Consider the following 20,501-nt stretch of genomic DNA (forward strand, 5'->3'; position numbering starts at 1 on the left):
TTGTTCCTCAATTAAAACTATAAAATTTTCAACACACTGAATTTCAAATCATTATATATACTATTTTTGAGAGATTGGATTTATTTGCCAATTAAATCATGTGCCGATATGCCCAAAAACAAGCCACGGGAAGAAAAGAAACCTATTGGAGAACGGATCAGCGCATTATTAGCACGAACCATCCGTTTCGTTACCTACGACATTTGGCGGATTACCGAGAATGAAGTTAGTGGGCTGAAGGAGATTTATATCAATATCATCAAGACGGTCATACTCGCCGTGCGGGGTTTCCAGAGCGAGAACCTGCAAACCAAGGCGTCGGCGCTTACCTACAGCACCTTGTTATCTATCGTACCTTTGCTGGCCGTATTATTAGGTATAGCTAAGGGCTTCGGTTTCCAAGGGACGGTACGGCAGGAGTTGTTCGATTATTTCCCCGGGCACGAGATGGAGCTGAACAAGGCGTTCGAGTTCGTGGAGAGCTATCTGGCGCAGGCGCAGGGGGGAGTGATCATCGGGGTCGGTTTGATTTTATTGTTTTATACGGTGATCAACTTGATCTCGTCCGTGGAGGATACGTTCAACGACATCTGGCAGATCCAGAAATCCCGTCCGTGGTACCGGAAGATATCCGATTATCTGGCCTTATTCCTCGTGCTGCCGGTGCTGATGACGGCATCCAGCGGTTTGTCCATCTTCATGTCTACCTTGCAGAACTCGTTCTTGGGGCAATACTTGTTTTTTACGCCACTCGTAGAGCTGTTCTTGCATATAGCGCCTTATATTATCACGACATTGGCTTTCACGGGGCTGTACGTCTCCCTGCCGAATACGAAAGTAAGGTTCGTGAACGGGTTGGTGGCAGGCTTTATCGCTGGTTGCGCCTTCCAGTTGTTCCAATTTATTTATATCAGTGGGCAGATTTGGGTGAGCAAGTACAACGCTATTTACGGTAGTTTTGCCGCACTGCCTTTGTTGTTGCTTTGGTTGCAGCTTTCTTGGTTGATTTGCTTGTTTGGCGCAGAGCTGTCGTACGCCTCCCAGAACGTGAAGAAATTCAGCTTTGAGAGGGACAGCAAAAGTATCAGCCGCCGGTACAAGGATTTCTTGACCTTGCTGATCGCCTCGCTGATCGTCAAACGGTTCGTGAAAGGCGAGAAACCCTATACGGCCGACGAGCTATCCGACGCTTACCGCATCCCTATCCGCATAACGACACAGATCTTATACCTGCTCACGGAGTTGAACATCATCATCGAGGTGAACTACGGGAATGACGACCGTGTGGCATACTACCAGCCGGCGATCGATGTCAATAAGATCACGGTCAGCTACCTGCTGACCCGCATGGACGAGTATGGCTCCGAGAACTTTAAGATTGACACGAGCAAGCTTTTCAGCAAGGAATGGAAAGCCCTGCTGAAGACACGTGAGGATATGATAAAGGCAAACGACAATATCCTGCTGAAAGACCTATAGGGAATTGAAAATTGAGAATTGAGAATTGAGAATTAATACAGGAAATAGGGATTTGACGAGTGGGGCGGTATGGAAGGTGATCCTGCGTTTCGCTTTCCCTTTGCTGATCGGCAATCTGCTGCAACAACTCTATAACGTGACCGACAGCGTCATCGTCGGGCAGTTTCTGGGGAAAGAGTCGCTGGCGGCGGTATCGGCTTCCTTCTTCATCTATTACTTTATTATCTCGCTGGTGATCGGTATCGGGAGCGGTACGTCGGTGGTGATCTCACAGTTTTTCGGGGCGAAGGAGTTCGATAAGGTGCAGAAGGCCTTCTCCTCTTTCTTTATCTTCATGTTGGTCGCAGGGGTATTGCTGTCCATAGCGGGAATTATTTTTGCCGAGCCGATGTTCAGGCTGACGAACACACCGGAGGACGTGATCCCGCAGGCGGTCGCTTATTTTAGGATTTATGTAGGGGGTACGTTCTTGTTTGTCACTTTCAATAGCATTATCTCCATATTGCGGGGTGTCGGGGAGTCCGTGCGCCCCATGCTGTTTATCCTGCTTACCACGATTTTGAATATAGCCTTGGATTTACTCTTCATTGTCGTTTTCAAATGGGGGATCGAAGGGGCGGCACGGGCTACGGTGATCGCCCAAGGGATCGGCATGTGCGTGGCCCTAGGCTACGTGAACAACACCCATCCCCTGCTCTCTATCAAGAAACAGGATTTATTGTTCGATATGGGACTGTTCAAGGAAGGGCTCCGCATCGGGCTTCCCTCCAGCGTACAGCAATGTGCCATCTCGCTAGGATTGATTGCCTTACTGGGGATCGTGAACAGTTTCGGCACGGATACGCTCACCGCTTACGGGGCAGCGGGAAAGATCGACACGATCATCATCCAAGCGGTATTGACCCTCTCTGGGGCGCTAGCTGCTTTCTGCGGGCAAAACATCGGAGCTGGGCACTTGGACCGGGTACGTGACGGGGTACGATTCGCCATGCTTGTCAACCTATTGCTGGGTCTAGCAACCTTCACGGCCATCTATTTCTTCGGGGACAAGATGATGCTGGCTTTCACCAAGGACCCGGAGGTGATCCGGATTGGCAAGGAATATTTATTGATCATGGGAGGATTCTTTATCGTACACGGCGGCTTGAACGTCTTCAACGGGGCATTACGGGGAGCTGGCGATACCCTGTTCCCAATGGCAGTAAGCATCACTTGTCTTTGGCTGATACGCATTCCCCTCGCCTATTGGTTTAGCTCTATCTGGGGACGGAGCGGTATCTGGTGGGCCATCGGCGCCAGCCTTTGCATCGGGCTTACAATCACCTATATCTATTATAAATTGGGATTCTGGAAGAACAAAGGGCCTTTACGGAAGAAATAAGCATAGCTTATTATTCGTTTCCATCGGGGTCGCATCGCCCGATCGCTTGATTGAATAGAGAAAAAGTCCTCAAGTCAATGACTTGAGGACTTTTTAGTTGCGGAGGCAAGACTCGAACTTACGACCTTTGGGTTATGAGCCCAACGAGCTACCACTGCTCCACTCCGCGATATAGTCGCTATCATTTCTTGATTGCGAGTGCAAAGGTATATATTACATTCCAAACTTCCAAACATTTTCAAGAAATATTTTCAATTTGTTTGCGTACACCCTTCGCTATCGGGCAGTGAAGCCTTGTTAAGCAGCAATTTGACACTAGAAATTCTCGATCGTATCAAAACCGAATGGTTCATATAAATGCAGACGGTTTCTCAACGATTGTATCTCCGCCTGCAAATTCCGCATCCGGTCCAGCATATGATGAATGGCCTCGATTCCCTCGATGTTAATAGACAAGTCGTAATACATACGTGTGTATTGTTCCAGATCACGGAGCTGGGAAGAGAAGAGATACCTCTCTCCATCCGTGATATTAATGTCTATCAAACCTCCCTCTTCCAGCAAAATGATGAACGAAGGGTCTATATGGCATTTCTGGCAGTATTCACTGACAATAACTAAATCTGTTTGCATAATACACCTGTTTTTAATTTAGACTTTGTATTTCCCGGAACAAATCCTTCTGTTTCTCCGTCAAGTTGGTCGGCACCTCGATCGAGTACGTGACAATCAAGTCACCAAACTGCCCCTCCTTCTTGTAAACAGGGAATCCCTTACCTTTCAACCGGACTTTCGTATTGTTTTGCGTGCCCGGTTTTACTTTCAGTTTCACCTTGCTATCCAAGGTATCGATAATCTGCTCGCCACCCAAGACCGCCGTATAGAGGTTCAAGGGGACGGTCAGGTACAGATCGTCTCCCACCCGTTTGAAACGGCTGTCGTCCGGAATAATGAACGTGATGTACAAATCACCGGCAGGTCCTCCATTCATGCCCGGCCCGCCTTGGCCTTTCAGCTTAATGGTTTGCCCGTTGGCTACGCCGGCGGGAACCGTGATACGCAGGTTCTTGCCGTTCACGGTGATCACCTGCTTATGTGTCTTGGCCGCATCCATCAAGGATAAGTGCAATTCGGCCGTGTAATCCTGTCCACGGAATCCATGATTAGAACGGCCACCGCCACCCCGGCGGGAACCAAACATAGACTCAAAGAAATCCGAGAACTCTCCATCATCGCCGGAGGAGGACCAATACGTACCTCCGCCGTTCGAGAAGCCACCGCCAAAGCCGCCACCTTGCTGGCCATACTGCTTCCGTTGAGCCTCGAACTCATCCGCATGTTTCCAATTCTCCCCGTACTGGTCGTATTTCTTACGCTTTTCCGGATCGCTAAGCACCTCGTTCGCCTCATTGATCTCCTGAAACTTACGATGGGCGTCGGGATCGTTCGGATTCAAGTCAGGGTGATATTGCCGAGCCAACTTCTTATAGGCTTTCTTGATATCATCCTGAGAAGCGTCCTTGTTCACCCCCAAAATCTTGTAATAATCGATATAGGCCATAATCTGATATGTTTAGTCTATTTTTCTCATATAATTATATAACAATAAACATACCAAGGATAGTTTTGGTTAGTGAAAATTTACTTAAAACGTTTTTAATCGTACACGCACGGAATTAAGATTGTCCGTAGATAGAAAAGGCTCTAGCCGGGATCATCAGATACCGCTAAAGCCTTTTATGGATAGGAAATTCTTCGAACCTTATTTAAACTGCATCATCTTGCTGATATACTTCCCGACAATATCGAACTCTAGGTTCACTACCGTACCTTTCTCGATCTGGCAAAAGTTCGTGTTATCGTGCGTATAAGGGATGATAGCGACTTGGAAACTGTTTTGCTGGGAGTTGCATACCGTCAGACTGACGCCGTTCACGCAAACGGAGCCTTTCTCCACGGTCATATACCCCTGCCGGGCCATCTCCTTATCAAAAGCGTACTCGAACGTATAGTACCAGCTGCCGTCCGCCTCCTTCACCTCCGCACAAACGGCAGTCTGGTCCACGTGCCCCTGTACGATATGCCCGTCCAGACGGCCGTTCATCAACATGCTACGCTCCAAGTTCACCTTATCGCCCACTTTCAGGTTCCCGAGGTTCGAACGTTCCAAGGTCTCCTTGATAGCGGTAACCGTATACGTATCTTCCGTCATGCTTACCACCGTAAGGCAAACGCCGTTGTGAGCCACGCTCTGATCTATTTTCAGCTCATTCACGAATGAGCACTTCATCGTCAGATGAAGGTTTCCTTTATCGGATTGGAGGGCTACTACCTGAGCCGCTTCTTCTACAATACCTGAGAACATAATCAAATCGTTTTTAGTTTGTACTCCCAAAACTGTTATTTATTCATGGGCAAAGATAACGCCTTTGAGGTAATAAGCCCGATAAAAAGGAAGTTATTAAATGTTTTTAATTTACGATATTATTTATCGTCCAAGGAGACCAAATCATACCGCTGGCTTCCCATACCCAACGCCTCCGCATGCTCGACGATATGGATGCCATGGCGGGATTCCATGCGCTCGATCAAGTGGACACGGCCAGGGTCCGGCGAGGCGTAAACCAGATCTACGCAAGCCTTATCCAAGGCCACGGGATCGAGTGAGGCTAGCATACCGATATCCGCCATTTTCGGCTCTTCCGGGTTCGAATCGCAATCGCAATCTACGGAGAGTCGATTCATTACGCTGATATAAAGTATATTTTCGCCACAATGGGTAGTCACGGCCTTAGCCGCCTCGGCCATTGATTCCAAGAAATGATCCTGTTCGGGAAGGTTGTTCCACAAGTCGGTTTTCGTCTTACCCGCCGTATGTATCCAAGCCTTTCCGGCGGATGAGGCTATACCGATAGAGATATTTTTCAGCGCTCCCCCGAAACCGCCCATGGCATGTCCCTTGAAATGGGAAAGGACGACCGTAAAATCATAATCCAGATAATGGGAGCCTACGAAATCCTCTTTCAGGTGTTTACCGCCTTGAACCGGAAGAGCCACCTCGCCGTCGGCATCCATGATATCCACCTTAGCGATGGCCGTGAAGCCATGATCGGCGGCGGCTTTCAAATGGCTGTCGGTATCCGCGCGTCCGCCTCCGTAAGCCGTGTTACATTCCACGATCGTACCGTTTACTTTCTTTACCAAGTCTTTGATAAGTGTAGGTTGCAGGAAGTTATGGCCTCCCGGCTCTCCGGTAGAGAGCTTCACCGCCACTTTCCCCTTGGCCTTCCGTCCCAAGGCGTCGTAGAGACGGATCATGTTCTGAGGAGTGATATCTTTCAACATATATACCTTCGAAACTCCGGCAGAGGATTCGCTTTTCGCAATCTCCGGCCTCACTTCGCCTGCGATACTCTCTACAGGTATAGAACCTGCCACCATCCATGCGCCACCCATAACGACCGAACTCCGTATGAAGTTACGGCGTGACATTTTTTGTTTTGCTGTCATGATATAGAATTTAAATTCATATGTTTCTTATTTAATCGATACGCGAAGTTCTTTAAAAACTTGAAAAATAAGACTCCTTTACGAACAAAACGAATTTTGAAAGCCTAAAAACGAAATGGGGGTTGTTCACACGGCTCCGTATCCCGTATATCATTCTAAAACATTCCTTAAAGCCACTTGTTTCATAAATAGATTATCCTAATAATATAGATCTTATGAAATCAAAGAATTTAACACTGGCCTCTCTTTTCGCCGGCTTGTTCATGTTCATGAACCCTATGGGAAGCGAGGCGTGTACAAGGGCCGTTTACCTCGGGCCGGACGATATGGTCGTAACCGGACGTACCATGGATTGGAAAGAGGACCCGCAATCCAACCTGTATCTCTTCCCCCGGGGCGTACAGAGAAGGGGAGCGATATCCGATAATACCATCCAATGGACCTCGAAATACGGAAGCGTGGTGACCGCCGGGTATGATATCGGTACGTGCGACGGCATGAACGAGAAGGGACTTGTAGCCAACCTATTGTTCCTCACCGAGTCATCTTATTTCCGACCGGACGATAACCGCCCGGTTATGGGGCTTAGCATCTGGACGCAGTATGTACTCGATAATTTCGCCACGGTAGATGAGGCGGTTGCCGAGTTAAGCAAGGAGGTCTTCCGCATCGACGATCCGGATCTTCCGAACGGGGCGAAATCAACCTTGCATCTCTCGATCTCGGACGCATCAGGGAATAGCGCTATCTTCGAGTACCTAAATGGGAACTTGGTTATCCATGAGGGACGGGAATGCCAAGTCATGACGAATTCCCCTACATACGATAAGCAACTAACCTTAAACGACTACTGGCAACAGATAGGTGGCTTGGTCATGTTGCCGGGTACGAACCGGGCTTCCGATCGTTTCGTGCGTGCCTCTTTCTATATCCACGCCATCCCGCAGACAAGTAATTTCCGGGAAGCGGTAGCCGGGGTATTCAGCGTAATGCGTAACGTATCGGTACCTCTGGGAATCACGACCCCGGATCAACCGAATATCTCCTCTACCCGCTGGCGTACGGTAGCCGACCAGAAGAATAAGGTATATTACTTCGAGTCTACTTTAAGCCCGGATATCTTTTGGGTCGATTTCAAGAGCTTGGACTTCAAGGCAGGTACACCTATCAAGAAACTAACGCTCACAAACGGCGAGATTTACGCCGGAAACACCGCCAAAGATTTCAAGGACAGCAAGCCGTTACCGTTCTTGTTCGGGATCTGAAGGGCTAGAAAAACAGACAAGAATAAATAAGGGGAGGTATCAAAAGTCGGTATTTACTCCCCCCTTATTTTTAAACAAGCGTTATTACCTTTTATGATATGCTTAACAATTAAAGCCTATGCCTAAAGCTATCCACCGGATTCGACGTGGCAGCCCGGTAGCTCTGGAAAAAGACAGAGACAAACGAGATCACGAGGCAGAATAAGCCGGCAGCGATAAATATCAGCGGACTTAAACTAATACGATATGAATAATCAGACAGCCAATCTTTCATAAAGTACATAATAATAGGTATGGCGATCACGAAAGCGATCAACACATAGTTTAAGAACGTGAATACGAGCTTAACCAATATCTGCCGGTTGCTGGAACCAAATACCTTTCGTACGGATACTTCTTGCAAACGCTGTTGGATAAAATAAGTGGACATCGCCAATAAGCCTAGCAAAGAAATAAGGATGGCGATTATCGAGAATACGATTACGATCTTTGCCAAACGGATTTGCGAGTCGAATGAGTTTTGTAAACGCTCATCCATGAAGTAAGCCTCAAACTCAAGTCCGGTCACTTTCTCATATACTTTACCGATAGCCTCCTTTGCGGCGAAAGGATCACCTTGTGTCTCGATCAAGATCATCCAAGGATCTTCATTATCTTTCAAGAAACGGAACATGACAGGGTTCATCCCTGTCGTCACATTTCCAAAGCAATAGAAATCCCGGACGATACCCGCTATCGCTATCGGTCTTTCTTGCCTGTCCAGCATAAAAGAGGCCGCATCCTCCGATAAGTTCATCTCACGCATCGCTTGCTCGTTTAGGAACCAGCCCTCTGTCGTTAAATGGTTATCACGCAAAATCTCCAATCCCAGCATATCGTAACACTCCTTATCCATAACGAATTGCTGAAAAGATATATTTTGCCCCTGATAAGTAGCAGTCCAATTATTACTACCGAATAAAGGCAATCCTTGAGTCTTCCCGACCCTATCTACGCATGACAAACCTTTCAACTCACCGACAAAAGCGGATAACTGCCTTTCATCCACCGACCGCATAGCCAATAAATTCTTCGTTTTATATCCGACAGGAGCGTTGATCATATGAACGATCTGACAAACCATCGTGATAGAGGCGGCGATCATCGTGATCGTGATCACATTTTGGAATACGATAAAGAACTTACTGAATACCATTTTCGTCTTAGCCCGGAACGTACCCCTTACCACCTCGATCGGTTTAGAAGAAGAAATAATGATAGCAGGCAGTAAGCCGGATAAAACTCCCACGGCAACCGTTAATGAAACCAGAGCCAATAGCCAGACAGGTCTACCCAATACATTCATATCGACACGTGTCTGCAATAAATCATTGACAAACGGCACGACCGCCAGCGCAAGGAGAACCCCGATAATCAAAGAAATAAACGTAAGTAAAGTGGACTCCAGCATCAAGCGCATGAATAACTCGCCCCGTGAAGAACCCAAAAGGCGCCGGGTAGCCATCTCCTTCGCCCTGAAACCCGCTTGGGCGACCGTCAAGTTAATATAATTAATGACCGCGAAAATCAAGATAAGGAAACCTACGGACATCAGCACGATCACGAAACGCCAATCTCCCTTTCGCAAAGAAGAGTAAGAAGCGGCTTTCGCAAAATACTGCTCACTAAGCGGCAATATGCGTACCTCCTTTGCCGTCCCATATTGATACGGCCAATAAAACTCCTTGAACCAATGGGCCATATCCTCCGCACGAGAAGGGAAATCACTACCCTCACGCACCAAGACAAAAGCCGATGTACTTCCAGCATTCCCCAACTGATCCGGGGCTAAGCTGGGGTTAAAACAGCTAACCTGCTCCCAACGCACGATCACATCCGCTTCGGGAATAGAGGAATGAAGTAAATCCTCCACCACCCCGTTTATAGTAGCCGATATGGTATCTCCCACCACTAACTGCCGTCCCATCGGATCATCCGTTCCGAACATCTTACGGGCGAACGAAGAGGAGACCACCGCATAGTTCCCGGCGGCCAACGCTTGCTCACGAGTGCCTTGTAACAGCCGGAAATCAAAGAAATCGAAGAACGTGGAGTCCGCAAACATCACGTTCGCCTTTAGTTTCCGATCACCGGAAACTACAACTATATTGCTTGAATTATCTGCCACTACCGGGCAAACTTTCTCTACCTCCGGATAGCGTTCCTTTATCTTATAAGGAATGGCGGCTCCAGTGGCCATCCAATTCTCATTCCCGACCAGATAGATACGATCCGCCTTGGTATGGAATTTATCTGTAGACATCTCCTGTACCGTATAGACCGCTATCAATAACACAAACATCAACGATACAGACAGACCAAACACGTCTATCAGCGTATAAGCCTTATTCCTTCCAAGGAACTTTAAAAAGGACTTAAAGTTCAATAAATTATTCATGAATTATCAATTTTCTATTATCTATTTTCAATCACTCAGATTTTAAGCAATTCACCGGATTATCATTAGCCGTCTTGCGGGCATCCAGACAAACCACGGAATATATAATCAATAATACACATACGCCGCAACCCAAGAATATGTACCATGACAAAGGAACCTTCTCCGTGAATTGCTCTTGCCACTTTTGCAAGACAAAGTATGCTATACCACCGCCTAATATGACCGCATAGATACAGATATATCCGATATCCTTTATGAACAACCTCAATATATCCCATAAGGTAGCCCCATTCACCCGGCGAACCGCTATCTCCTTACGACGACGGCTCACCTCATCATTCGTATAGCCTATAAGTCCTATCAACGTAACAAGAAGCGTGACCAAACCTCCGATCATCACGGAATCACGGAATTGACGGGAGTCCTTATATAGATCCATGATCTCGGAACGGAAAGAGATAGCGTTCAGTTCACGATCCGGAAATGTCTCGGATATCTTCTGCTGTAAACGAGCCATACTATCGTTGCTCAGCTCATGGAACTTCACCTGCAAGGTATACATGGGCTTATGCGCATAGAATAATACGGAAGGCCGCATATCTTGGTTCGAGATTCCTCCCAGACGGATATTCTCATAAACACCGCAAATCGTGAATGGCTCCTCATTCCATTTGCTATGCTCGGTGACGCAGATATCCTTCCCGATCACATCATCCGTCCAACCCGCTACCAATTTCATTTTCTCCACGAAACGGCGGTCTACCATCACCTCTCTTGAATTGGTCACATTTTCCGTGAACGAGCGGCCTTGGATCACGGGAATCTCCATCATGTCCAAATATCCGTTACCTACCCAATAGAGATCGGCGATATTAAAAAGCTCTTGAGTCTCACCCGGTAAAAGAATATTATTACCGGAAGCATGCTCGAAAGGCAATTGATAGACGGTGGTAGCCGCAACGACCCCCGGAAGCCGCATCACCTCATCCAGAATCTTGGCACGAGAGGTAGAGTCCACGCCAGCTAACCCGCAGTAGGCAAGGTTCTCATAGGCATATCCCGGACGATCGTTCACCATAAACGTATATTGACGGGCAACGAAAACAAGCATCGTTACCAAAAAGCCCGTGGCTACAAACTGGACAAGCAACAAGGCTTTCTTCCAGATACGCTTATTCTCCCGGTAATTACGGAAAGCGGAGGCCACCGGAATCCGAGCGTATAATGATCCCGGCATAAAACCAGATACGAAAAACACCAAGATACATATCCCTAGCAAGACCAAGCTACCATTAGACAAGAGCAAGGAATCTAACGAAGTCGCCAACAACTCCTCTACCGTACCTCTAAACGCAAGGATCAACAATAAGGCCAAGATCAGTGAAAGCACTATATGTACCAACGCCTCACCAAACATCATACCATGAATATTATTCTCGCTTGCCCCATAACATTTATGGACAGCCACCTCCTTCGAGCGATTTACGATAGAGGATATCACGATCAAGATATAGTTCATCACCGCCGTGAAGATCAAAGCGAAGGCCAGTAAGGAAAGTATCCATGTCATTCGCTTGACTTGCGGCAACTCCTTGTGTAAGCCATCCAGCTCATGAAACGAGAAACCAATGTTAAACCCTGTCTTTTGCTGTTCCTCCGGAGGGAAATAAGAATTCACGAACGTATGCACCTGTTCCTCCAAAGCTAAAGGATTCACCCCCTTGTGCAATTTCACGTAGCTTATGTAACGATCATTTCCCAACATATTAGTAGGCGAACCCTCCCACATGAACCGACCCGCCGAAGCCATAGAAACAATCACATCGTAACGGGAATGAGAATTTTCCGGAACTTCCTCAAAAACGCCACCAATAGTCATAGTACGTCCCGGCGAACTGTCTACCGTGAAGTTTTTCCCGATAACATCGCCTCCGATATTTTTCGCTATACGACTTGATATCAATACGTACATCGGGGTGGAAAGAACCTCTTTCGCATTTCCGATCAACATAGGACGAGGAAGAATATCAAAGAAACAACTATCCGCTATGATACAACGACCGGAGTATTTCATCTTGGTGTCGGTCATCGTAAAGGTCCAGTCTCCAAAACTCGTGTATCGGGTGACGGTCTCAATCTCGGGTATCTGTTGTTGCATAGTTGGAGCGATGCCACCGCTTGTTTGCGGATAATCCTTCAACTCCCCTCCATTTTGCTGGTATTTCGCCCATACTTGATAGACCCGGTCTCTATCCGGATAAAAATCATCATACGATTGTTCGAAATAGACTTTAGCGATCAATACCAAACCTACCGCTAAACCGATTCCCAACGATACGATTTTCATCACGTTATGCCGCCCTTTCTTAAAAATGGAACGAATGGCGATTAGTATGTTTTTCATATTATATCGATTTTATTCCAGCACCAGCACTTCATTATCCTTATAACTCTCATAACTGGACACAATCACCTTCTCACCGGCTTCCAGACCTTCAAGAACCTCATAATATTGCGGGTTCTGACGGCCGATCTTGATAGAACGCCTGTAAGCTTTCTTTCCATCCGGATCAAGAACAAATATCCAGCTTCCGCCCGTGCTCTGGAAGAAAGTTCCCTTCGGGATAATGATACTCTCGGTAGGTTGCCCCAGCTCCAAGTTGATATAGTAGGTCTGTCCACTACGGATATTATCCGGACGCTCACCCGTGAAAACGAAATCCGTACGGAACTTACCATCACGAACCTCGGGATAAACTTTGCGCACCGTTAAGTCGAAAGACGAGCCTTGACGCTCGAAAGCGGCGCTTAAGCCCGGTTTCACGCGGTCTATATAATGCTCGTCGATCATGGCCTCTATCTTATAATCGGAAAGGTCGTTAATCTGGCCGATCTTTTGTCCGGGATTGATGCTTTGCCCCAATACGACATCCAACAGTCCCAACTCACCGTCAATCTGGGAACGGACATTCAAGTTTTCCTTACGTTCGCGGATCAACAGGATATTCTTCCGCATATTCGCCAAGCTGGCCTCCATCTCATCCATCTGGATCGTGCGGGAGATAGAGTCTTGGCGCAAGCGCTCGGTAATCAAGGCGTGCTTTTGAGAGGCTAACTCGAAGTCCTCCTTCGCTTTCAGATAATCCTCCTTGGCGATCAAGTTCTCTTTATACAACTGTTCTTGTTGGTTGAACGAGCGGCGGGCCCGGTTCATGTCCATATCGTATTGAAGTTTCTCCATCTGATTGGTCAGCTTATCCTGCTCCATGGTAACCTGCGTATTACGAAGGAAGTTCTGCTTCTCCGCCAACTCGGCCTCAGCGTTCAATATCTGCAAATCCAAATTTGAGTTACTCAGACGAACAATGATATCGCCTTTCTTCACTTGGGCGCCCTCTTCCACGACTTTCTCCTGTACGATACCGCCCTCCTCGGGGCTAAGCTGCACGACCGTGATAGGTTGCACCTGACCATCCATACGAAAGAAGTCATTGAATTGCTCACGGGTCACATTACCGATGCTAATCCCTCTCGCGTCCACTTTCAACGTAGAAGCATGATCACCAAAGATAATCCATCCCAACAAGATAACGAACAACACGCCACCCGCTACATAAGGAATATGCTTCTTCTGAAGACCTTTCTTTTTCTCTAATTGTATATCCATCGTATTCTATATTTTTTATTATCATCTAAATTCTATGTTCTCAATTCTTATTCATTGATAAGAGGCTTGCCCTTATAATAATCCACCAGCTTGCTTTTCAATAAGTACATCAATCGCTTTTGAAGCAGATTGGCCTTGGACTCCAACAGCGTATTCGCACTTGTCTGTACATCCAGCGTGCTCATCAGGCCTTCCTCGTACTTCCGTAGGGTAACACGATAAGCCAACTCATCCGATCTCACCTTCTTATCCATCTGTATGGCCTCTTTAGCGTATCCCTCACGATCCAAGACGGATTGCTCTACCGCTGTCTGCAACTGGCGAAAGACCTCTGTTCTTGTCTCCCGTGCGATCCGCATATTGTTACGGTAACGACGAGCGTTCGTTAATCTGCTCAAACCATCGAATAAGGGGAAACTAAGGCTAAAAGAGACATATTCACCACGGTTATTCTTAAACTGATCCTTGAAACCTTCCGGGGCATTATCAGACTTCAGGTTCTCGAAATAACTCGTAGAGATTCCGGCATTCAAATAAATACTCGGCAGCAACTTTCCTTTATAAATACGATATTGGTATTTACTTTGCGTTAATTGATACTCGGCTTGCAAGGCGGTAGGGTTATTCCCGGACGCATAAGCGAAAATCTCCGCCACGTTCTCTACTTCCGGGACATAATTGATATCCGGTAATAAAGTATCCACCTCCAGTTCTAAATCAGATGGATAATTCATACATTCCCTCAAGGTAAGCAAGGCCGTATTGAAAAGATTCTGCTGGTGGGTCAATGTATAATCATCGGCCGCTACTTGAGCCTCGAATTGAGCTACATCCGCTTTCCCTTTCAAACCCAGCTCTTCTTGCCGGCGAGTCTTATATAAGGTACGGTTACTCTCCTCCAATTTCTCGGCCGCCATACGAATCGTTCCTTTATAATACACCACATCCATATAAGCCTGCATGGTTTTCATCGCTAAATCATCTTTCGCTTTCTGTATGTCATTAACTCCCATACGGCGATTGGATTTTGCCATCAACCATTGATTGATCAGCTGTCCGCCCGTAAAAATAGGAATAGAAGCGTCGAGGCCATAGTTATTATTAAACGTAGAAGTATTCTCATAGGTATTGGTCGCAGGGTCAATCGAACGGCCAAAACTATATTGCGCTCCGACCTTAGCCGATGCCGCCGGGAAAAAAGAAGCTACGGCGGCATTCCGTTCCGCCTTATACGTATCTGATGTATAAACTTGCTTTTTAACCGATGGGCTGTTTTCCACGGCATAGCGCATACATTCATCCAAAGTCCAAAGTTTCTCTTGGGCCACCGTCGCCGTAGCGAAACTGAGAGAAAGAACTGTTGTAAGTAATATTTGTTTCATTGCTCTATTATTTTCTACCTAAATAATAGCAAAGAACGTGCCAAAACACATAAACAACTAAACAACAATCAGATAACAAAAAGCTATTCTTTTAGAACTGTCCAATATTTTGACAACGCTGTCTAATTGTTTGACACTATTCCCACTTTGACACGTAAGAGCGTCTCCTCTTCTCCCTAAGTAAAAAACGCTCTACTCCTATATGAATTCTTGCTCGATAGCCTATGAATTCTTATGCGCATACTGTATAATTCTATAAACCACGACGTGGTCTGTACAGATCAAGACGTGGAATATACAAATCACGACGTGGTCTATATATTCCACGGCGATAATCTGGAAATAGATGAGATAGTAATTATATTTGTATATAGTAAGAAGAATGTTTTTTACTTGAAGGTACGAACAATTGTTTTGATTACAATCGTTGACTATCCTTTAGATTTAAGGGCAGGACACAAAAAAAGGGAAACAGCTGAATACCAACCATTTCCCTTTTTCTAAGTCGGGGTACCAAGATTCGAACTTGGGACCCCCTGCTCCCAAAGCAGGTGCGCTAACCGGACTGCGCTACACCCCGTTTTGCAATTCATAGTGTTTATCTCTGATTGCGGTGCAAAGGTACGCCTTTATTTTAAACTACAAAACTTTTCGGTAACTTTTTTCATGAAAAATATCATTTTCTTGTTGAGTGGATAGAATGGAACTTTGCGTCAGATAGTTCTTATCGTTGGCGTAAATAAATAAAAGGGTTCCATTCTTTATCGTATTAATAATTGGCTTACTGACAGATACAGGCAACGCAGGGCAACCAAAGCTACGTCCTAACCGACCCGAGGAAGCTGCCACAGAAGGATCGGAATAAGAGGCGCCATGAATTACAATCGCCCTTTGCTTAGCCAAATCATTTATTCCTTTTTCCAATCCATTTAGGATAAGCGAATAGCCATTCCGGCCTTGGTACGTATTTTCCGTCAGATAAAATCCTAAAGAGCTTTTATGGGAACCGTTCTCGTTCGAGAAAGAGGTCGCATAATTCCCTCCGCTATTCTTACCGTGAGAAACCAAAGAGGTGTAAAGTATTCTCTTTTGCCGTATATCCAATACAACCATACGCTCCGCCGTAGAAGGTTTAGAGAAATCGATCAATGTAAGGATATCCTTATTTTTCCGATCAATCTTCTCGGAACCTCTAAGCCCCTGCATAAACGCATCGAAACAAACCCATTGATCCAATCGCATCTCCTCATATAATTGGCGCCCCATAACCGCCACAGACGTTGATCCCGTTTCCGGAGATAGGGCACGCAAAACGCCACCGGTTGAAATTGAACCTACAGACAAGACAATAAAAAACAAATACAAGAAAATCCTTCGCATACTAAAAAACAATAACGCCGCAAAGTTATGATTTTTATTCTAATACAAAAACAATCGTCTCATTAACAGGCGCCCAATCATAAACAAATTGCGCATGCGAAGTCGCGTTTCTCACACACATATGAGACCGGGGTGTCGTTCCCAACGAAGGACTATATTCGATCAACGATTTACGAGGAGCGTTGACCGGTACGCCATGGATATACGCCCCATTCGTAAAACGGTTGGCATAAGGAGCGAATCCGCCAGTCTCCTTGGAACCGTCTACCAAATAGATCATGCGAGACTTTTTTTCTTGGAGAACATACATTCCCAACGGGGTTTCCTGCGCATAAGGAGGACGATGCTGTCCGGTAGTCGCAGGGTTCATGCTACGAACCAACCATTTCGAGCCGACGTGCTCCAAGGTCGCGATATTCTGGTTATGACGATCCACGAAGATCGCCTTATCGAAGACTACCGTATCCCCTATTTGCTTGATATATTTCTTCGGAGCATACCACTCCTCCTCCCCATCATACACGGTTTGTATACGAGCGAATTTAGAATCCTCATCCATCGCCTTGATACGAACCAAGCTACCGTCACGTCCATAGATCTCGGGAATCACGGTATCAGTCAGCAAATAAAGCGGGACGGATTGATAGCGTTCTACACCAAGCGTATCGGAAACCCTCTTATAGGCATCTCTCTTGAAGACTTTTACAAGAGGAGCCTCTCCATTCCTGTTTTTATAGTTCTGCAAGATCGCCCATTGAGACGGCTCCTTTTGGATCGACTCCAATAAGGATAATCTTTCTTTCATTTTCTCCCACTGGAACTCCCGTGTCGTATCTTTATAGAGGTAAGTATCTTCTAAAGTATGCTTATCGTAAAGCAGCTCTTTCTCTATTTCGATATGGGGAGGCAAAGTCTCCATGATCACAGCGGAATCCTTCGATATAGAATCCACAGGAGTTAAGACCTCGGTTTGAGCAGGCTCGGTCCTCGGCGTACAATAACTTAGCGTACAAAGGCTCGATATCAAAAGTATAAAAACTGTTCTCGTCATCATTATTACCCGGGATTTATTTGAATATCGTAAATATACGATTTTTTCCAAATAACAGGTAATCTTATCATCTTGTTTACAAAGTAACCGCGCCAAATGACAGAGCTATCCTATATTCATCCTATAATCCATTTACTGCCCGGTATTAATGAGATAATCTTTGTCGCCACATAACAGCAGATAAATGTACTTACCGCAATACATGGTATGGCGGCGACAGTAGGCAAGGCTAAGTCGTGCTTAAACACCGTTACCCACAATCCGAGCCAAAATATATGCATAAGGTACATACCGTAGCTGAGTTTAGACATCTCTGTTATGAGTCGTGGAGATTTCGAATTGCCTATGCAAGTAAAAGCGAGGAACGTACCCGCCGTAAGAAGCACACAGTTAATCGTACAGAAAGCCCATCCGATCTCTATCTCAGGTGTGACAAGAGTTACTCCGGGTATCGCTTGGACATAGAAGGAATAAATCGTCAGCAAGGCACCGACGACCATCGAGGCGATTCCGATAACCAGACGTTTAGAACGGTTCCATGTAAGATGGACATGTATATAATGTGCCAGTACGAGGTATCCTAAATAACCGGAGAAGTACCACAGTATATGGTATTCGTTCCAAAAACATTGTCCCCACACCTCGCCGAAGCAACGATTGAGATAGGGCATACAGGTCGACAACAGAAACAAGCCGATGAAAAAACGCTCTTCTTTCGCCGTGGCTTTATTCAACCATGGCGATATTACGGGTATAAATAAATAGAGGCTGATCAAAGGGTACATGAACCACAAATGTCCGGCCTGTGAAGGAAAGTTCAAGAATATTCTCGATATATCTTTCAATGATGTCTCGGCATCTATCTGCCCCCACAGCAAGGGTAAAGTGCTGTATAGTATCATAAATATGAAAAACGGCGGTAAGATGCGAATACAACGCTGACGGTAGAATTGCCAAGAGGTCAGCCCTGCCTTCATCGGCGCAAGAAGAAAGGCGGAGACAATTATAAACAATGGCACCGCCATGCGTGAGAAACCATCGTATACGGCTACCCACAACCGATCAGCCTCATTGGCCAGATAAGATTGCGGTCCCACCATATCCGTGGAGCCCTCAGCTCCATAAAAGTTTTCACTGGCGTGGACAACCATGACAAGGAAGCACGCAAACACACGCACGTAATCCAAAAAAACTATACGCTTCATTTTTTGTTTTAGTATTATTATTCGTTAGATGATTTCAAGTTTGTCTTTTTACGCGAAGCATGCATTCAAGAGGGATATATTTCGATGTTTTTCCTGATACTGCTTTATGGCGCACAAAGGTAAAAAAAGTCGGAAAGAATATATACCTTTGTCATATTATAAGTGAAATCTAAAATAAAAACATATGAGATCTATTAATGGCGCGGTTTTACGTAGCGCATTCGCGATGGTATTAGGGTTTGTTTTGGTATTATGGCCGGAAGCAGCCATAACCTATCTGGTTATCACGATCGGTATACTATTCATTTTACCGGGATTATTCGCTATCCTCAGCTATTTCACCCGACCGAAGAACGAGAACGGGGAGAAACCGATGTTTCCTATCGAGGCAGCGGGAAGCGTACTGTTCGGAGCGTGGTTGGTGATCATGCCCGAGTTCTTCGTGAATATATTAATGTACTTACTCGGAGCCTTATTGGTAATTGCCGGTGTACAGCAATTGGTTTCATTGATATCCGCAAGGAAATGGAGCAATGTACCGTTGGGGTTCTACCTGATGCCGGCTTTGATCTTGATAACCGGAGTAATGATTCTTGCCTACCCGTTCGGGGCGGCGGCAAATACATTCGTAATCTTCGGTGTAGCCAGCATTTTCTACGGGGCTTGTGAGTTGATCAACTGGTATAAGTTCCGCAAGCGTATAGAAAATACCGGATTATGATTTCCGGTATTCCATGGGTGATATACCCATATGCTTCTTGAAAAACTTACCGAAAGTGGATTGATCGGAGAAGTGGAGTATATCCGCTACTTGCTGAACCGTGGCTTGCGGGGCCTTCAACAGCATCTTGGCCTCGACGATCAAGGCGTCGTCAATCCATTTATTCGCTGATTTACCCGTTAGCTCTTTCAAGATAAGCGAAAGATACTGTGGGGTAATAAATAATTTCTCGGCATAGAAAGTAACGACGTGCTGCTCCTTGCAATGCTCGAAAAGCAATTGCAGGAACTGCTCGAAAAGCTCCTCCTTCCGGGAGAGTGTAGGTGCCGTCATCAGCTCCTTCTTACCCATAAAGATATTAGCCAACTCGATAAAGAAACCGACTAAGGCGTTTTGGAGAGCCTCCTTCTGGAAAAAATGGGTACGCAGCTTCATCTTTTCCCGTAAGATGGAGAATTGGCCGGATATATGCTCAGTCTCCTCGGCACTCATCGCAGCACATGGATTCTTACGGATCTGCATATAATGCACCATAGAGTTCTTTTTCCCTGCCGGGGTAGTATATCCATCCAGAAAAGATCTGGACACGATCAACAAACGCCCTCTCAAATCTTTGCTCACTTTCGATACCTGTATGATATGAGTCGGCATCAAGGTTATAAACGTATTCTTCTCTATCTTATATGGAATATAGTCTACCGAAATATCAGCAGTACCTTCCTGTACCAAGATCATCAACAAGGCATTTAAACGCATCGGGGTGGAATGCTCCAGCCTTTTTTCCTCGTAATTAATCAAATCTCCGTTCAGATCCGCTATCGATAAATCATCTTGAAAGTTGTCGCTGGACTCAATTCCCTTGATTAACTCAGTGACTTCAATTAAAGGTAAATTTTTCATATCTATCTGTAGATTTTTATTATCACCTCGGACAAAGATAGAAATAAAAAGCCAAAGACCACCCACTATTTCGTTTTTAACCAATTTTCATCCAAAATTGAACGAATAACAAGAATTTTT

The 20,501-nt window shown here is 45.8% G+C and carries 16 protein-coding genes and 2 tRNA genes; 4 read left to right on the forward strand and 14 right to left on the reverse strand.

What is annotated here, in order from left to right; genetic code table 11:
* Positions 1–108 precede the first annotated feature (108 nt).
* Together CI959_RS01040 and CI959_RS01045 are read left to right on the forward strand one after the other, a co-directional pair.
* On the forward strand, positions 109–1,479 hold the full coding sequence (locus CI959_RS01040; RefSeq protein ID WP_005862013.1) for a YihY/virulence factor BrkB family protein: 1,371 nt from the start codon (positions 109–111) through the stop codon (positions 1,477–1,479).
* 25 nt (positions 1,480–1,504) lie between these two features.
* Positions 1,505–2,860 (forward strand): MATE family efflux transporter, encoded by a 1,356-nt coding sequence (locus tag CI959_RS01045; protein ID WP_008780858.1) that lies wholly within the window; start codon positions 1,505–1,507, stop codon positions 2,858–2,860.
* A gap of 97 nt (positions 2,861–2,957) precedes the next feature.
* Here CI959_RS01045 and CI959_RS01050 read toward each other — a convergent pair.
* The 5 genes from CI959_RS01050 to CI959_RS01070 form a co-directional block, all read right to left on the reverse strand.
* Positions 2,958–3,029: transfer RNA gene (locus CI959_RS01050), tRNA-Met, on the reverse strand.
* Positions 3,030–3,175: 146 nt separating this feature from the next.
* Entirely contained in the window at positions 3,176–3,493 is a 318-nt protein-coding gene (locus tag CI959_RS01055) for a chaperone modulator CbpM (RefSeq protein WP_005862009.1), read from the reverse strand.
* Between the two features lie 13 nt (positions 3,494–3,506).
* Complete coding sequence (locus CI959_RS01060; protein WP_005862007.1) at positions 3,507–4,421, reverse strand: DnaJ C-terminal domain-containing protein; 915 nt, start codon at positions 4,419–4,421, stop codon at positions 3,507–3,509.
* A gap of 201 nt (positions 4,422–4,622) precedes the next feature.
* Positions 4,623–5,225: a riboflavin synthase gene (locus CI959_RS01065; RefSeq protein ID WP_005862004.1), complete on the reverse strand. Its 603-nt coding sequence runs from the start codon at positions 5,223–5,225 to the stop codon at positions 4,623–4,625.
* A 119-nt stretch (positions 5,226–5,344) separates the two neighbouring features.
* Entirely contained in the window at positions 5,345–6,370 is a 1,026-nt protein-coding gene (locus CI959_RS01070) for a DUF362 domain-containing protein (protein ID WP_005862002.1), read from the reverse strand.
* Positions 6,371–6,585: 215 nt separating this feature from the next.
* On the opposite strand from CI959_RS01070, the gene CI959_RS01075 reads away from it, so the two are divergent.
* Positions 6,586–7,635, forward strand: coding sequence for a linear amide C-N hydrolase (locus tag CI959_RS01075; protein WP_005862000.1), 1,050 nt, complete (start codon positions 6,586–6,588; stop codon positions 7,633–7,635).
* 109 nt (positions 7,636–7,744) lie between these two features.
* Here the strand turns inward: CI959_RS01075 and CI959_RS01080 are convergent, their stop codons facing one another.
* From CI959_RS01080 to CI959_RS01120, 8 genes are all read right to left on the reverse strand, one after another.
* Positions 7,745–10,072 (reverse strand): ABC transporter permease, encoded by a 2,328-nt coding sequence (locus tag CI959_RS01080; RefSeq protein ID WP_057317611.1) that lies wholly within the window; start codon positions 10,070–10,072, stop codon positions 7,745–7,747.
* A 31-nt stretch (positions 10,073–10,103) separates the two neighbouring features.
* Positions 10,104–12,479: an ABC transporter permease gene (locus CI959_RS01085; protein ID WP_057317610.1), complete on the reverse strand. Its 2,376-nt coding sequence runs from the start codon at positions 12,477–12,479 to the stop codon at positions 10,104–10,106.
* Between the two features lie 12 nt (positions 12,480–12,491).
* The gene (locus CI959_RS01090) at positions 12,492–13,742 is read right to left on the reverse strand and encodes an efflux RND transporter periplasmic adaptor subunit (RefSeq protein ID WP_005861993.1); all 1,251 of its coding nucleotides are present in this window, start codon (positions 13,740–13,742) and stop codon (positions 12,492–12,494) included.
* A 47-nt stretch (positions 13,743–13,789) separates the two neighbouring features.
* Positions 13,790–15,124, reverse strand: coding sequence for a TolC family protein (locus tag CI959_RS01095; protein ID WP_057317609.1), 1,335 nt, complete (start codon positions 15,122–15,124; stop codon positions 13,790–13,792).
* Positions 15,125–15,629: 505 nt separating this feature from the next.
* Positions 15,630–15,704 (reverse strand) — tRNA-Pro (locus tag CI959_RS01105).
* A gap of 59 nt (positions 15,705–15,763) precedes the next feature.
* A complete protein-coding gene (locus tag CI959_RS01110) occupies positions 15,764–16,504 on the reverse strand; it encodes a murein L,D-transpeptidase catalytic domain family protein (RefSeq protein WP_005861989.1) in 741 nt (246 codons plus the stop codon).
* A 34-nt stretch (positions 16,505–16,538) separates the two neighbouring features.
* Positions 16,539–17,558: a L,D-transpeptidase gene (locus CI959_RS01115; RefSeq protein ID WP_057317608.1), complete on the reverse strand. Its 1,020-nt coding sequence runs from the start codon at positions 17,556–17,558 to the stop codon at positions 16,539–16,541.
* A gap of 113 nt (positions 17,559–17,671) precedes the next feature.
* Positions 17,672–18,760: an acyltransferase gene (locus CI959_RS01120; RefSeq protein WP_008780852.1), complete on the reverse strand. Its 1,089-nt coding sequence runs from the start codon at positions 18,758–18,760 to the stop codon at positions 17,672–17,674.
* Between the two features lie 184 nt (positions 18,761–18,944).
* On the opposite strand from CI959_RS01120, the gene CI959_RS01125 reads away from it, so the two are divergent.
* Entirely contained in the window at positions 18,945–19,481 is a 537-nt protein-coding gene (locus tag CI959_RS01125) for an HdeD family acid-resistance protein (RefSeq protein ID WP_008774007.1), read from the forward strand.
* Here the strand turns inward: CI959_RS01125 and CI959_RS01130 are convergent.
* Positions 19,476–20,381 (reverse strand): AraC family transcriptional regulator, encoded by a 906-nt coding sequence (locus tag CI959_RS01130; RefSeq protein ID WP_005861981.1) that lies wholly within the window; start codon positions 20,379–20,381, stop codon positions 19,476–19,478. The genes CI959_RS01125 and CI959_RS01130 overlap by 6 nt on opposite strands.
* Positions 20,382–20,501 lie beyond the last annotated feature (120 nt).

Origin of the sequence: Parabacteroides sp. AT13 (assembly GCF_002272965.1) — a bacterium.
In the GTDB taxonomy this organism is placed as follows: Bacteria; Bacteroidota; Bacteroidia; order Bacteroidales; family Tannerellaceae; genus Parabacteroides; species Parabacteroides distasonis.

Coding starts and splice junctions, on each gene's coding strand:
- CI959_RS01070 (WP_005862002.1), bottom strand. CDS start 6,370: ATGACAGCAAAACAAAAAATGTCACGCCGTAACTTCATACGGAGTTCG.
- CI959_RS01075 (WP_005862000.1), top strand. CDS start 6,586: ATGAAATCAAAGAATTTAACACTGGCCTCTCTTTTCGCCGGCTTGTTC.
- CI959_RS01130 (WP_005861981.1), bottom strand. CDS start 20,381: ATGAAAAATTTACCTTTAATTGAAGTCACTGAGTTAATCAAGGGAATT.
- CI959_RS01090 (WP_005861993.1), bottom strand. CDS start 13,742: ATGGATATACAATTAGAGAAAAAGAAAGGTCTTCAGAAGAAGCATATT.
- CI959_RS01085 (WP_057317610.1), bottom strand. CDS start 12,479: ATGAAAAACATACTAATCGCCATTCGTTCCATTTTTAAGAAAGGGCGG.
- CI959_RS01125 (WP_008774007.1), top strand. CDS start 18,945: ATGAGATCTATTAATGGCGCGGTTTTACGTAGCGCATTCGCGATGGTA.
- CI959_RS01095 (WP_057317609.1), bottom strand. CDS start 15,124: ATGAAACAAATATTACTTACAACAGTTCTTTCTCTCAGTTTCGCTACG.
- CI959_RS01060 (WP_005862007.1), bottom strand. CDS start 4,421: ATGGCCTATATCGATTATTACAAGATTTTGGGGGTGAACAAGGACGCT.
- CI959_RS01055 (WP_005862009.1), bottom strand. CDS start 3,493: ATGCAAACAGATTTAGTTATTGTCAGTGAATACTGCCAGAAATGCCAT.
- CI959_RS01080 (WP_057317611.1), bottom strand. CDS start 10,072: ATGAATAATTTATTGAACTTTAAGTCCTTTTTAAAGTTCCTTGGAAGG.
- CI959_RS01115 (WP_057317608.1), bottom strand. CDS start 17,558: ATGATGACGAGAACAGTTTTTATACTTTTGATATCGAGCCTTTGTACG.
- CI959_RS01120 (WP_008780852.1), bottom strand. CDS start 18,760: ATGAAGCGTATAGTTTTTTTGGATTACGTGCGTGTGTTTGCGTGCTTC.
- CI959_RS01040 (WP_005862013.1), top strand. CDS start 109: ATGCCCAAAAACAAGCCACGGGAAGAAAAGAAACCTATTGGAGAACGG.
- CI959_RS01065 (WP_005862004.1), bottom strand. CDS start 5,225: ATGTTCTCAGGTATTGTAGAAGAAGCGGCTCAGGTAGTAGCCCTCCAA.
- CI959_RS01110 (WP_005861989.1), bottom strand. CDS start 16,504: ATGCGAAGGATTTTCTTGTATTTGTTTTTTATTGTCTTGTCTGTAGGT.